15 protein-coding genes are annotated in these 13486 nt (G+C 45.3%); 4 read left to right on the top strand and 11 right to left on the bottom strand.

Going from position 1 to position 13486, the window contains the following annotated elements:
* Positions 1-23: 23 nt before the first annotated feature.
* On the bottom strand, positions 24-650 hold the full coding sequence (locus AS030_RS03725) for a LysE family transporter (protein WP_061968539.1): 627 nt from the start codon (positions 648-650) through the stop codon (positions 24-26).
* A 153-nt stretch (positions 651-803) separates the two neighbouring features.
* Here AS030_RS03725 and AS030_RS03720 point away from each other — a divergent pair, with 153 nt between their 5' ends.
* The 3 genes from AS030_RS03720 to AS030_RS23425 are packed head-to-tail and all read left to right on the top strand — an operon-like array spanning position 804 to position 2339.
* Positions 804-1067: a hypothetical protein gene (locus AS030_RS03720; RefSeq protein ID WP_061968537.1), complete on the top strand. Its 264-nt coding sequence runs from the start codon at positions 804-806 to the stop codon at positions 1065-1067.
* 32 nt (positions 1068-1099) lie between these two features.
* Positions 1100-2131 carry a glycosyltransferase family 2 protein gene (locus AS030_RS03715; protein WP_061968535.1) on the top strand — a complete coding sequence of 344 codons (1032 nt, stop codon included), beginning with the start codon at positions 1100-1102 and terminating at the stop codon, positions 2129-2131.
* Between the two features lie 52 nt (positions 2132-2183).
* Positions 2184-2339 (top strand): hypothetical protein, encoded by a 156-nt coding sequence (locus AS030_RS23425; protein WP_156412552.1) that lies wholly within the window; start codon positions 2184-2186, stop codon positions 2337-2339.
* A gap of 44 nt (positions 2340-2383) precedes the next feature.
* Here AS030_RS23425 and AS030_RS03710 read toward each other — a convergent pair whose 3' ends face one another.
* The 5 genes from AS030_RS03710 to AS030_RS03690 are packed head-to-tail and all read right to left on the bottom strand — an operon-like array spanning position 2384 to position 6089.
* A complete protein-coding gene (locus AS030_RS03710) occupies positions 2384-3289 on the bottom strand; it encodes an ABC transporter permease (RefSeq protein ID WP_061971507.1) in 906 nt (301 codons plus the stop codon).
* Positions 3290-3317: 28 nt separating this feature from the next.
* Positions 3318-4244, bottom strand: a complete 927-nt coding sequence (locus AS030_RS03705) for an ABC transporter ATP-binding protein (RefSeq protein ID WP_061968533.1) — start codon at positions 4242-4244, stop codon at positions 3318-3320.
* A complete protein-coding gene (locus AS030_RS03700; RefSeq protein WP_061971505.1) occupies positions 4241-4948 on the bottom strand; it encodes an ABC transporter ATP-binding protein in 708 nt (235 codons plus the stop codon). The genes AS030_RS03705 and AS030_RS03700 overlap by 4 nt, the downstream gene beginning before the upstream one ends.
* Positions 4941-5327 carry a GntR family transcriptional regulator gene (locus AS030_RS03695; protein ID WP_061968530.1) on the bottom strand — a complete coding sequence of 129 codons (387 nt, stop codon included), beginning with the start codon at positions 5325-5327 and terminating at the stop codon, positions 4941-4943. Before AS030_RS03695 ends, AS030_RS03700 begins: the two co-directional genes overlap by 8 nt.
* 3 nt (positions 5328-5330) lie before the next feature.
* A complete protein-coding gene (locus AS030_RS03690; protein ID WP_061968528.1) occupies positions 5331-6089 on the bottom strand; it encodes a hypothetical protein in 759 nt (252 codons plus the stop codon).
* A 224-nt stretch (positions 6090-6313) separates the two neighbouring features.
* Here AS030_RS03690 and AS030_RS24195 point away from each other — a divergent pair, with 224 nt between their 5' ends.
* Complete coding sequence (locus AS030_RS24195; protein ID WP_141687016.1) at positions 6314-6448, top strand: AGE family epimerase/isomerase; 135 nt, start codon at positions 6314-6316, stop codon at positions 6446-6448.
* Between the two features lie 45 nt (positions 6449-6493).
* Here the strand turns inward: AS030_RS24195 and AS030_RS03685 are convergent, their stop codons facing one another.
* The 5 genes from AS030_RS03685 to AS030_RS03665 are packed head-to-tail and all read right to left on the bottom strand — an operon-like array spanning position 6494 to position 13479.
* A complete protein-coding gene (locus AS030_RS03685) occupies positions 6494-8296 on the bottom strand; it encodes an IucA/IucC family protein (protein WP_061968525.1) in 1803 nt (600 codons plus the stop codon).
* A complete protein-coding gene (locus AS030_RS03680) occupies positions 8283-9659 on the bottom strand; it encodes a lysine N(6)-hydroxylase/L-ornithine N(5)-oxygenase family protein (RefSeq protein WP_061968522.1) in 1377 nt (458 codons plus the stop codon). The genes AS030_RS03685 and AS030_RS03680 overlap by 14 nt, the downstream gene beginning before the upstream one ends.
* Positions 9628-10221, bottom strand: a complete 594-nt coding sequence (locus AS030_RS03675; RefSeq protein WP_061968520.1) for a GNAT family N-acetyltransferase — start codon at positions 10219-10221, stop codon at positions 9628-9630. Before AS030_RS03675 ends, AS030_RS03680 begins: the two co-directional genes overlap by 32 nt.
* Entirely contained in the window at positions 10211-11974 is a 1764-nt protein-coding gene (locus tag AS030_RS03670; RefSeq protein ID WP_061968516.1) for an IucA/IucC family protein, read from the bottom strand. Before AS030_RS03670 ends, AS030_RS03675 begins: the two co-directional genes overlap by 11 nt.
* Positions 11968-13479 carry a pyridoxal phosphate-dependent decarboxylase family protein gene (locus AS030_RS03665; protein ID WP_141687015.1) on the bottom strand — a complete coding sequence of 504 codons (1512 nt, stop codon included), beginning with the start codon at positions 13477-13479 and terminating at the stop codon, positions 11968-11970. Before AS030_RS03665 ends, AS030_RS03670 begins: the two co-directional genes overlap by 7 nt.
* Positions 13480-13486: the final 7 nt, after the last annotated feature.

The raw sequence follows: 13486 nt of genomic DNA, 5'->3' as shown, positions 1-13486 counted from the left end.
ACAAATGGTTTATGGGTAACGCATTACTTCCATAGAAACTTAAATGCCTGATATCCAAAATAAATGCCAAAGCCAATTAATGATATACCCGAAAGACGGGAGATCATGCTAAGAAGTGTATCGGCAAGGAACCGGCGAAAACCGCTGGCAACCAGCGCCATCGTAAAGTCCCATAATAAAATGCCGCCAAAAATTGCTGAGCTGTGCAGAATAAGCTGCTCTGTTTGAGAAACGGCAGCGGTTTCCGCAAGGACCGATCCGTATATTCCAAGCCAAAACAAAATGGTAAGCGGATTGGTTAATGACATAAAGAAGCCGGAAAAAAAGCATTTTCTCATTTTTTCCTGTTCTTGTTTTTTGGAAAGTACCATTACTGCCGAACTCCTGAAACTCTCAATCCCGGTATAAATCAGAACAAAACACCCAAACAACCATAGAAAGGCCTTTATCATCGGCGCTTCCAAAAAATGAACCAGCCCCATATAAACCAATGCCATATAAATGGCATCTGCGGTGGTAGCACCCAGTCCTACCATCCAAGCATGCCAAAACCCGCTGCGAATCCCTTTATCCATTTGAGCAGCGTTAATCGGCCCGATTGGTGCAGCCAATGATAGTCCCAAGAGCATATATTTTATCAATATTCCCACTTCAGCCCTCCGCCTGTTTTTTTGAATTAATACAAGTCTATTCAAGCCAAGAAGGTTGTACGACCTTTTTTGAAAAGGAAATTGGGAAAGAACGAATAACAAATTTCTCCAAAACGCATGTTAATGATAAAGAAGAAAAGGAGCCAAGTGTAAATGGACGATCAACACCTGTACACCCAAGCTTTAGAAAGTGTGGAAAATGCGAGAAAAGCCATCGAAGATGCACAAGGAAGCAACAACCCCTCAGAATTCCAGCAGGCCAAACAACTTCTCGAACAAGCCCATGAAAGGGTACAGCAAATGCGCCAAACCGATGGATTATCAGAGACACAGGCCCAAAAGCTGTTTCATGCCCATGAACACCTTCGCCATCTTCAGGAAACAACAAACGCCATTGAAGCAACCCGTTATGAATAATCCCGCCGCGTGGAGGAAGGAAGAAATGACACATGCAGAAAAATAAACCCCCGGTCCTTGCCATCGTCGTTCCATGCTACAACGAAGAAGAAGTGCTTATGATTACCGCACGGGAACTGACAGCCGTCGTTCAGGGGATGATATCAGAATCGCTGGTTTCCATGGAGAGCGCCATTCTTTTCGTGGATGATGGCAGCCAGGATAAAACATGGGAGCTCATCACCGCCATGCATAAAACCAACCGGCATGTCAGCGGGGTCAAGCTGGCAAAGAATGCAGGCCATCAAAACGCTCTGCTCGCGGGAATGGATCAGGCCAAAAATTTTTCAGACTGCATTATTTCCATTGATGCCGACCTGCAGGATGATGTTAATGTCATCCGCGAATTTATCCTGAAATACCGGGATGGTTATGATGTCGTTTACGGAATCCGGAGTCAGCGCAAAAGTGATACGATGTTCAAACGACAGACAGCACAAGTTTTCTATAAGCTGATGAGTAAATTGGGCGTTGAACTTATCTACAACCATGCGGATTACCGTCTCCTCAGTAAGCGGGCTCTCAAGGAACTTGAACGCTACGATGAAAGGAATTTTTTTATGAGGGGCATTGTTCCTCTTATTGGCTTTCCCTCTGCCCAAGTCTATTACGACCGAAAAGAAAGGGCCGCAGGAGAATCAAAGTACCCCCTTGGTAAAATGCTTGCTTTTGCATTTGATGGAATAACATCTTTCAGCATCAAACCGATCCGCTTTCTTACCGCTTGCGGCTTCTTGTTTTTTTTCATCAGTGCGGCTGCGGGACTCTTCGCCCTTTTTCAAAAAATGAACGGATATACGGTTCCCGGATGGACATCTATTGTCCTCTCCCTCTGGCTGATCGGCGGACTGCAGCTGATGGCGATTGGGCTCATTGGTGAATACGTGGGAAAAGTATTTAAAGAAGTGAAGAAAAGACCACGTTATTGTATTGAAAGCGGCCTCCACCGCACAGCACTTCATCAGAAAAGAACATCAGAAACTCCGCTGCGGACCAGACTGAGATCAAGCAGAAAGCTCTCTTAATCGGTGTAGGCTTTGAAGGTAGAGGGTATTACGAAAAAAAGGAGTTTATTTAATGGGAGATAAAAAAGAAGAAAACATGATAAACCAACCGGAAACAGAAAATCGCAGTGAGGAATCAGGACTTAATGAGGTTCTTGAAATGATCAATGCCAAGGGCAATGCCCGTAAGATAGAAGATGCCGTAAAAGACGAGGAAAATAAAGAATGAAAAAAAGGAAGCTGGCCAATTGTGCCAGCTTCCCTTTTCTTTGATTATGCAGCAACATCTCTTTTTTTGAATACTAACCAGGAAAGCGCTACAAACAGTACAAAATAGACTGCGAGCACTGCCAAGGAAAAATTCAGGGTCATTCCCTTTGTCAGAGGTGTTCCATCAAAATATTGCTTTAAATCCACGTTGGCAAACAGGATATATTTCACCCATTCGTACTTGGACAACAGCTGGACCGCGACGGTGCCTGACATCGATAAAAAGATGGAGAATCCAATGGCCAGCGAGCTATTGCGGAAGATGGTGGACATCATGAAAGCAAAGGTTGCCATCATTAACAACAGAATGCTCGCAAATCCATATTCTTTCCACATGTGCCATATCATGTTTTCCTCAATCACTTTTCCGTCCGCATAGCTTAAATGAGTCCCAGGGCTTAGCTCAAAACCAAAAAGGATACCTCCCCACAGCCAGGAAAACACAAACGTAATCACAATGAGAAGAAGAGCATAAAGCAACGTTGAAACATATTTGGATGCAAGGATGGTGGATCTGCTGACCGGCCGGATTAAGAGAAGCTTAATGGTTCCCCATGAAAATTCACTGGCGACCATGCCACCCGCCACAATGATCGTAAAAATCAGGATAAACTGGATGGCATCAGGGCTCTCTCCGATAAACGACCATTGGCTTTTTGTATCCATGGGCTTTATATTTTGGGTGACACGATATTCGTTAATTGCGATATTCCGCTCATAGTGGCTTTTCATCACCGGCTCTTTTTTAATCTCTTTTTGCATGGAAGCATTCTGTTCTTTCAGCTCCTGTTTCCAATTATCACTCACAGGCTTTGTTTTGTCTGTCTTGGTCAGGATCCCGGTAAGTCCAATGAAACCAATCAGAAGAACGATCATGATGAGATTCCCGATGCGGCTGTATATTTTCATATTTTCATTTCGGATTAAGCCAATAAAATTAGACAATTTCTTTTCCTCCCGTCACTTCCAGGAATTTATCTTCAAGTGTTCTTGTTTCAGTTGAGATTCCGTACACTTTTACGCCTTCCACAACGAGAGTTGCGGTTACTTCCGGAATCAGCTCCCGTTCCATTTCAGCTTCGATGAACCCATTGCCAAGTGTAATCCGTTCAGATTTGACATGATGACTGACAGCATGACGGGCGGCCGCTATCTCATCCACGAGAAAACGAACCTTTCTTTCTGTCCCGCTCTCTACAAACTCTTTTGTACTTTGTACACCAATCAGCTTTCCGTTCTGAATAATTGCGATCCGGTCACACATCAGCTCCATTTCAGAGAGCAAATGGCTCGACACGATTACAGCGATACCTTCTTTTTCTGCCAGCTGCCGAAGATAATACCGGATTTCCCGAATACCAGCCGGGTCCAGACCGTTTGTTGGTTCATCCAGAATAAGGACCGAGGGAGAATGCAGCAGAGCCTGGGCAAGCCCGAGTCTCTGCCTCATTCCAAGGGAGTAGGTTTTTACTTTTTCATGAATTCTGTTGGTCAAGCCAACGAGTTCAATCACTTCTGCTATTCTCCCCTTACTCACTCCTTTAACCATGCGGCTGTAGTGAATGAGGTTCTGATAGCCTGTCAAAAATTTGTACATTTCCGGATTTTCAACAATTGCTCCCACTTCTGAAACAGCTTGTTTGTACTGACTTTCAATGTTTTTCCCCTTGATTAGGATCTGTCCGCCGCTTAACGACATTAATCCTACCATCATCCGTATTGTCGTTGTTTTTCCTGCACCGTTTGGCCCCAGGAACCCAAACACTTCTCCGCCATATATATCAAACGTCAGACCATGGATAATGTCTTTTTTACCGATTCTCTTTTTTACACCCTTAAGCTCTACCAATGGTTTTTTGTTCATTTGTCTATCCCTCCATCCTGATATACCTGCTTCATCCATTCAACGATCGAAACATGTTGTTCGATTCTCAATTCTTCTACATCTTCCATTTTTAATAGAACCCCGTCTTTAATGAGGACAACCGTGTCGAGAATGGGTTCGATTTCTTTGATTTCATGTGTCGTAATGATCAAGGTCTGCTTTTCAAAATCCATAAAGGAAAGCAAGCCTTTTACAATTGAATCCCGTACCATGGGATCCAGTCCGGACAGAGGTTCATCCATTAAAATAACCGGAACCTCGCGTGCCAGCGTCACCGCAATTTTTAAACGGCCACGGTTGCCTTTTGATAAATCTTTCACTTTTTTACTGCGGTCGAGCTTCATGTAGTCAAGAATTTCTTCTGCTTTGCTTTTGTTAAAATCGCTGTAAAGAGACGCATAATAGCTGACGGTTTCCGTAACGGTGTAGAAGGTATAATAGGCATCCAGTTCCGACAAATATGAAACTTTGCTGCTGATCCTCCGCGTCGCCACTTCCCCATCTACCGTTACACTGCCTTTGGTTGGGGAGATCAGCCCGGAAATGAGTTTTAGAGCGGTTGATTTTCCGCTTCCGTTTTCTCCAACAAGGCCAATGATCTTTCCGGCAGGCAGAGAAAGTGAAAAGTCATTCAATGCTGCCTGACTTCTATACTTTTTCGTCACATGGTTAAATTCAATCATTCGTTTCACCCCGTTCTTCATCGGAAATGTACTCCTCCAAACCTGAAATCATCTCATCCGCTGTAAAACCCATCTCCTTCATATCCTCGAAAAATGAAGAGATTTGCTCTTTCTTTAAACGTTGCCGAAGCTGATTAAGCACGGATTGATCTTCTGTCACAAACGTCCCCTGCCCTCTTTTGGATTCCACACTGCCCATCCTTTCCAATTCACTGTACGTCCGCTGGACGGTATTGGGGTTTACACCCGATTGAATCGCCATCTCCCGTACAGAAGGTAGTTTTTGCCCGGTTTCCAGTTCCTTTCTGAGGATCTGCCGGTTGATCCGGTCGGCCAACTGTAAATATATAGGTTTTGACGCATTAAAATCTTCAGCCATTTGCTACACCTCAACTTTACGTTCAATCAACCAGCTCGCTATGAATAGGAGTAAAAGTGCCAGAAGAAAATGATAGAAATAATAACCGATATATACATGCCTGAAGGCTACATAAGCGGCTTCACTGAAATTGAGATCGAGCTTTCCCCAGATGAACAATGCATGAAATAATCCTGTACCCTCCCATTTGGACATCAGCCATGGAAGGAAGAAGAAAAGAACGATACCGATGACATTTCCGCTCACCTTTCCGAGGGATTTGGATACCACAAGGTAGATCGCCCATAGAAACGTTAATCCGATGCCGATATAGAGCGCAATCAGCAAGATGTGAATGTCGATGAAAAGGCCTGTGCTAATGACATCCGGCCAAGTGAGTTCCGGGTTCAGTTCAAATAGGTTAACAACCATGGTTCCTGAAATTAGTGTAATTGCACTTATAATGAAAAGCGAAGAAGCAAGTGCTCCCCATCCGTTTAATAGTTTCGCAAGCAAAAGTTTATATGCCGGCAGCGGAGTCTGCAGCCAAAGATGAAGCGTCCGTTGTTCACGAATTAAACTTACACACATATAACCTGCCATATAAAGGACATGCATCATCAGGGCAAACGCACAAAATGCAAGAAAGGTTTCCGGATTGCCCATTCTCCAGGAAACATACACCCCGATTCCAAGATACAAGAAAAGAGCAATCAGAGCCCCGATGACTCCTCCTCTTCCCAAACGATATTCTTTCGCTAATTGACCCCACCATGGATTCATTCAGCAGACCTCCATTCAAAATTGTTCCAATGAACTAGTGTACTAGTGATATAATACACCAGTACAACAAAAGATGTCAAACCCATTCTTGTTTGTTTTTTGCATTTTCAGGGAAAAGCGACTCATGAAACGAAAGAGCGGGTGGGAATGTTGGTGACGGACACATACACGGAAAAAGGCTGGGATAACGGAATTTAAAGAATGGTAGGGAAACGTAGAACTTTATGGATCATAAGCATGGCAGCTGGTACAAGCTGCTCAACAGGGAGAACCAGAAATACAGTGATACGAAATCAACGGCCCCCAAAACAGATTACCATCCTGTATCCGCCTTTTATGAAATCATTAAAACGCTTTAATAGAAAAAACCGGCGATCCAATCGAGATCACCGGCTTTTTTGATGTTATGAGGAAACTTCCTCCCTGGCAAACAGGTGTAATGCATTGCTGACTTTTCCGAATTCTGAGGCATGCGGCCTGTCCTCTCCATCTCCATACCCGTAATCCACCATACGGTTCCGGTTCAGGCAGAGTTTTGTGAGTTCGGGCTGAAAGAAATCAAACAGTGCAAACCGTTCTTGCAGGTGTGGAAATCTATCCTGATAGGCATAAATTTCTTCAGCAAGAAGCCGCCAGAACGATGTTTCCTTTAGAAGGTCGTTCTTTACAAGCAGATCCGCCAAATAACGAAGATGGCAGATAAACAACCCTGTGAAAATAAATTGAGTCAGCCCTTCCGGCGGCTCGCTGCGCAATACCGCTTTCAGCTCCTGCGCAAGAGACTCCAACTCTGCAAATGGCTGGTCGCTGATGTTCACATCATCGACAAAATCTTTAATCGCAAGACGGTGAGGCTTGTATTTCTTCAGTACAAGGATCGTATTCTGGCCATGCGGAGAAAAAACGGTGCCATACTGATACAAGTAATGAAGCAGCGGCGGCATAACCACATGAAACATTTGCCTGATCCATTCCTCCGGAGATAATCCTGATTTCTCCATCAGGCTTTGCACATATGGCTTGCCTGAAGCATCAGCGTGCGCCAGCGCCGCAAGCGTAATCGGACGCTCACCTTCCTCTGTATACATATGAATGCTTTCCCTCCATATCACACCAAGCATTTCAAGATATTGATAAGGGGCTCCCTTTAACTCTGAAAAATGATATTGATCCACATTGATGCTGGCATTCTCCCCGGGAAGAATTACCCGGCACTCTTCCTTTAAAAATCGGTCTTGATCAGCTATGCCTTTGATAAACTCAGTAATCTTGGGGGCAATCACCGTTCGTTCAGCGGGTAATCCACGATATACGAGCGTGTTCAAAATGCTCATCGGAAGCTTCACATGTTGCTTCATTTTTTGTGACGTGTTAACAAACGTACGGATGGATTGCTGCGGAAGGTATTGGTCCGGGCCATCTCCCAAAGGAACGATGATCTTTGCAGCCAGTTCATGTGCAAAATTCTGGATGATCACGTTTTTCCATTGCCATTCATGTACGGGCATATAGAAATATTGACTGTGGTCACAGCCCTCTGCCGCTAGACGCTCATGAAAGGAATGGAGTGTCTCTTGATCAAGTTCAGACTTCAACAGAGAATCATAATTTGCGCCTGCAACCGATTGGTAGGAAGCTTTCTCCTTTTTAACAGCGATCCAGGATAACTGTACCTTCTGCTGGTTTTCCGGCGCATACATCAAGTAATCATCATATCCGAAGCCGATTCTGCCCTTATTGTAAGTAATCCATGGATGCCCTGTCATTTCCCCTTCCAGCTCTTCATAGCCCAGTTCAGCCAGCTCGTCCGCACTTTTTGTATGATTGACCATAAGATTCACATCAGCAAGCAGTGTCGCGTTCAATTCTTTGATCAAGTGTCCTGCTGTTTCTGCTGACATCCCGATGGATTGCTGAATATCTAGGATAAACTGCACGGCACTGTCTGCCGGCTCCCAGTTGTTATTGCTGTATTTTTCGATAGTTTTGCAGTCTACGGAATAGCTGTTGAACAAACGAGGCTCTGCTTGAAACCGGTATGGAATCCACTCGCCGATCTTTAATAGATAGGTGTTTCCTTCGACCTGTTCAGGGTAAATCATATCCTCATACATATATTCGGCGATCATCTTGGCGAGCAGCCTTTGGTTGGCATCAACCCATTTCTCGCGATTCAGATTTTGCTTTAGCTCTTCAACAAAAAACATGCGTGTGTCCTCCTCTGCTGGTTGGATCTTTTGGTCCGGCTTTTTGCGTCGTTTCACCCATAAACTGTTGAAATATATTTTTCTTTTCAACCGGATACAACGGCTTTTTCGCAATGGCATTCAATATCACTGCATTGCGGTAAGCACCAAGTCCAAGATCAGGTGCTCCCACTCCGTGTGTGTGCATTTCTCCGTTTTGAATAAAAATCTCGTTCTTTGTATGCAGGTGGGTTTTCAGACAGTACTCCCGTTCAATCTGGAATCTTCCCTGATCGTCAAATTCAATATAATCTTCCAGTCCACTAAGAAAGGATGGGATTGCCGGTTTATAGCCGGTAGCCATAATGACCACGTCTGATTGCTTTTGGAAGACTTCTTCCGTCATCCATTGCCGGCAGTGAAGCACGTGAGTGGAATCCGATTGATCGATTCCCGTGACCTCCACCATGGGCTGGAGATGGAAAGAGGTTTCTTTTCCAGCTGCTGATTTTTCGTAAAGCAGATCATAGATTTCACCAATGGTTTCTGCGCTGATGCCTTTATACAGCAGATCCTGCTGAGCCAGAAGCGCATCCCGTTTCTCCTGAGGAAGAGCATAGAAAAAATCAATGTAGTCCGGTGAAAAATATTCAAGTCCCAGCTTCGAATATTCCATGGGAAAGAATCCTTTTGAACGTGTCAGCCAGTTAAGCTGACACGCCCCATCGTCTATGCTGCGGGCAATATCAAGAAAAATTTCGGCCGCGCTCTGTCCGGATCCCACCACTGTGATGGAACTGGCGCCAAGCATTTCGTCTTTTCTTTTTAAATACTGTGATGAATGGAAGACTGATTTGCCTGAGAACCATTCCGCATGTGGCGGCAGATAAGGCTTCGTCCCGATTCCCATGACCAGGTTGCGTGCGAGTACCGATCTTACTTGATCCGTCTTTTCGTCCCGTACATAGACTTTATAGAGAAAGCCGTCCTCCGATCCAAATGGCAGTACTTCCTCCACCTTCATGCCAAATCGGCAGGACGATAGCTTACGGGCTGCCCACTGGCAGTAATGATTGTACTCATTTCTCGGAATATGAAACTTTTCCAGAAAATAAAAGTGATATAAACGACCCTGCTCGTGGAGATAAGAAAGAAAGCTGAATGGATTCGCCGGATCGGCCATACTGACCAGATCTGCCAGAAACGGCACCTGAAGGGTAGTCCCTTCGATCAGCATTCCCTCATGCCAGTTAAATTCACTTTTTTGTTCAAAAAACAGGCAATCAAGCCCGGTTCCTTCAGCCAATGCTGCCATTCCTAAATTAAACGGGCCGATTCCAATTCCAACAGCATCATAGATGTGCCTTTGCTCTTTCCTTGTCAAGGTAGCTCCACCTCCTGTGAAATTCGTCTTTTGTGCAAAACATTAACAGCGCCGTTTTATCCGGCAGCTCGATCGGTTGGATTGCGCGAAAACCGCATTTTTCAAAAACATGTATCATTTTCTTATTCCGAATATCCGGTTCCGCAATCACTTTTTCTGTGTCCGGCTCCTGAAACTGATGCCTTACCATCGCCTTCAGCAGAGGCAACGAATACCCTTTGCCCAAATCCTCCTTCTCTCCGATCAATAGATGAATGCCCTGATCAAAAGGGGCGGATGGATACGCGTTTTCCACCACATCTCCTTTTACCCAGTACGCTTCCCAGTAGCTCATCGGCTTGTCGTTTATACATCCGATATAGAGAGTTTGGTGCGAATGTGAAAGGGCTTTTTCCAAATGCTTATAGTAGATTTCTCTTGGTCCGTCGAGCTTCCAGAAAGGAATTACGTGCTCTTCGTTCATCCACTTATGAAGAAGCTCGGCGTCTTTTTCAAATTTCACGCGCCGGAAGGAGATCCGGTTTTTGAGCGCATCGTCGAATGTTTCAAATTCATACACCATATGTGACCCCCGCCTTTTGCGCAATTGGATTGATTACATTTACATATACCGATTGCTCCTCCAGTGTTCCGACAAGCTCATCCTTGTCATGAAGTCTTGTCAACAGGTTGGCTTTGCACGGCAGGACCGGTTCATTCAGCAGGCTTTGCACCAGCTGGCCCGCTCCGTTTTCTTTGTGGCGGGCGAGAGATTTTCGCAGAATATCAAGTAAGGCTGTTTCATCTGCAAGTCCTGCCGTTCCGAATCCGTTGATCAATCCAAATAGATGATTAAAAATGAGATAGTATCGAAATCTCTCCTCTGCCGTGGCGTCAGAGCAGATCGTTTCACTTTTGCGGTTTAAACCGGGAAGAAGCTGCTTCAGTTTGTGTGCCTTGGATTCCGCATAATAGTAACCCTGGTTGTCTCTGTAATAAAACGCAGCTGGATACCCGTTATCCGAAAGCTGGACGATGGAATTTTGCTGATGGGCCTCCAACGCTAACCCGTATTGCTTATACAGCCACAGCATCGGTTCCAGAGAAAGAGCTAAGTAGGTTTCAAACCAATCGGTACTGACTTCTTCTGTCGTTCGGTTTTCTTTTTGTGCGATCGATTGTATGATCGAGAACAACCGGTTTTTCCTGCCGTATGGATGATCCTGGCACAACCCCGCGATCAGGCTGGCATTCCGTTCATTTTGATAAAAAGGATTTTCCCGAATGACGACTTCAAACCCTGATTCCTCTTCTCCTGCCCGAACAGAAAGATAGGCTGGATCTTCAACGATCAGAAAACCGGGATAACGATTTTCAAGCTCAGTACCCAGTTCCGTATGCAGCAGGCGTGATATTTCGACTCCCCGTTCAAGCTCTTTCGGTTTATTGGCTCTTAGTGAATTGGTAATCTTGACAGGCACTGAGAACTTAAACATGTACTTGAAATTCCTGCGGTACACCGTCCTCAGTGAGGATGTGGGTGTAAACGGACTTCCCGTACAGCCGACATCAACAATCTTGCCTTGCTCAATCAGTTTCCGGACAGCTGGCTGAACAACTAACTCTCTTGCCTGAAGCGGATGGGACGGCACGAGATGGAAGTCCTCATCCATACAATGCTCCACTACAAATTCGTGGGGCACGGCAGGATCATCCAGAAGCATGCGCCTTACAAGTTCCACCGCAGAATGGCTCAACGTGGAATCTTGAAGAACGAGAGAACGATGGATCTTAAAGTAATACAGCGGAAATTCTCCCTTAAATTCTGGTGAGTAGATCATTTCCTCCCCGGGAAGCATCCCTTGTTTGCTTTTGGGTGTAGGATGAAGCAGATGGCCCAGAAGAAGGGATTGTTCCGCTTCAATAAACATAAACTCCTCTTCTGTTAACTTCCCAGCATCAGCAAATCTCTGTTGAATCGTCTCCTTCATATTCTTGCAGCTCAGTATGACGCGAAGAACAAGCTCGTCTCCCGCATCTTCTCTGCCTTGCCTCAGCAAGAGCTCTTTAGCGAGCAGTGAAACCAGACTGAGGTAATCAGCCGGAACAGGTTTCCCTCCTCCTTTGCTTTGATACATGATGGGAAACGAAAACAGGTGCCTTCCTGTCGGAGACCAATACTTTACTGGAATCAAGACCTCAATGTTTTGGTTCTCCAACGTGCTGATCCAGATCATGCCCGCTTTCTTTTCATTCGAATCTCCCGTCTCACGCAAGTAACAGTTCAGAAAGCTTTGTATGGTCGCCTGCTCTGCAAGCTGCTTGCTGTTCACGATGATTTCCCTTCCCTTCTATGTATGGTTTCGCCCAATTCAGCAATGTCGGCGATCAATTTCTTCATGTCTTCCATGGTTACTCGTGGATTAAGCAATGTAAATTTAAGATACAGCTCTCCCTCATGCATGGTTTTCGCCAACAAGGCTTTTCCGCCTTGAAGAAGCTCGCTATGAATCTGTTTGTTTAATGCATCAAAGTTGTTTTTAAGAAACGAAGGTTCATAGCGAAAAACAACCGCGTTAATTTCAGGTTCGGCATTTATAACCGTAAAGAATCTGCTTTCCTTCATAAGCTGTGCTGTTTTCCTTGCTAATTCAATGGTATGGTCGATCATCTCTCCAAAACGATCCAATCCCACCGCCCGGAGGGACATAAACAGTTTTAAGGCATCAAATCTTCTGGTCGTCTGGACCGACTTATTGACAAGGTGGAGCAATCCTTCCTCGTCGTCCTGTTCAGGATTCAAATAATCGGCATGGTAGCTGATATGTTTAAATTGCTTCCGTTCCTTTAACAAAAAAGCACCGCAGCTGATCGGCTGAAAAAAGAGTTTATGAAAATCGGCGGTGATCGAATCGGCTTGTTCTATTCCCCGAAGCCGGTGATGATCATTATGGCTTAGCATGAGAGCTCCTCCGTAGGCTGCATCCACATGAAACCATAAGCCGTTTTCCTTCGCTGCTTTTGCCATGTGAAGAAGTGGATCTATACTTCCAAAATCGGTAGTCCCGCACGTCCCGACCAGTGCATAAGGCAGCAGATTTTCAGCTTTCAAGATTCGAAGTTTCTCTTTCAGATCTGTGAGAGACATTCGTTGATGGCGGTCGGTGCTCACCAGTATCACTGCGTCTTCACCAAGGCCCAGCTGTGAAGCGGATTTTTCCACCGTAAAATGAGCGGCTTCCGAGCATAGAATTCGTAACCGGCGAGCTTCAGGGGGCAAGCCCTTCTTCTGTACATTCCAGTTCCATTGCTTTTCGCAAAATGCATCCCTTGCGAGCAGAAGGCCCATATAGTTCGATTGTGTTCCTCCGCTCGTAAACGTTCCATCCGCGTTTTCTCCCAATCCAAGGCGGTTGCAAAGCCAGTCAATCAACTCTTGTTCAAGATAGGTGGCGCTTGAGCTTTGATCCCATGAATCCAGAGATTGGTTGGCCGCACTGATCACCATTTCAGCCGCAAGGGCAGGAACGAGCGGAGGACAGTGAAGATGCCCGATGCATGCTTTATGATTCACCTGGATGCTGTGAAGAAGCAATGTCGCCACATCCTCCAATACCACTTCAAGCGGCTGGCCTTTTTCTGTAGCCAGTTTCATTTCTTTAACCGCACGTTGAATCATCTGTGGCGTTTCTCCGGAAAAGGGCCCTCTCGCTTGAACCAACACATCCGCAACTACCTTCTTTGTCTGATCGATCGCCTGAAGGTAGGCATCATGGCCGCTCATCCCCTCCTTGATAAACAAGTCATCAAATTTCGTTTTTAGATTAACAACTGTAGTCATCTGTGAA

Source organism: Fictibacillus enclensis (assembly GCF_001457035.1).
GTDB classification, from domain to species: Bacteria; Bacillota; Bacilli; order Bacillales; family Fictibacillaceae; genus Fictibacillus_C; species Fictibacillus_C enclensis.
Note: the sequence above shows the minus strand (reverse complement) of the source record. Positions and strands in the feature narration are given on the sequence as shown.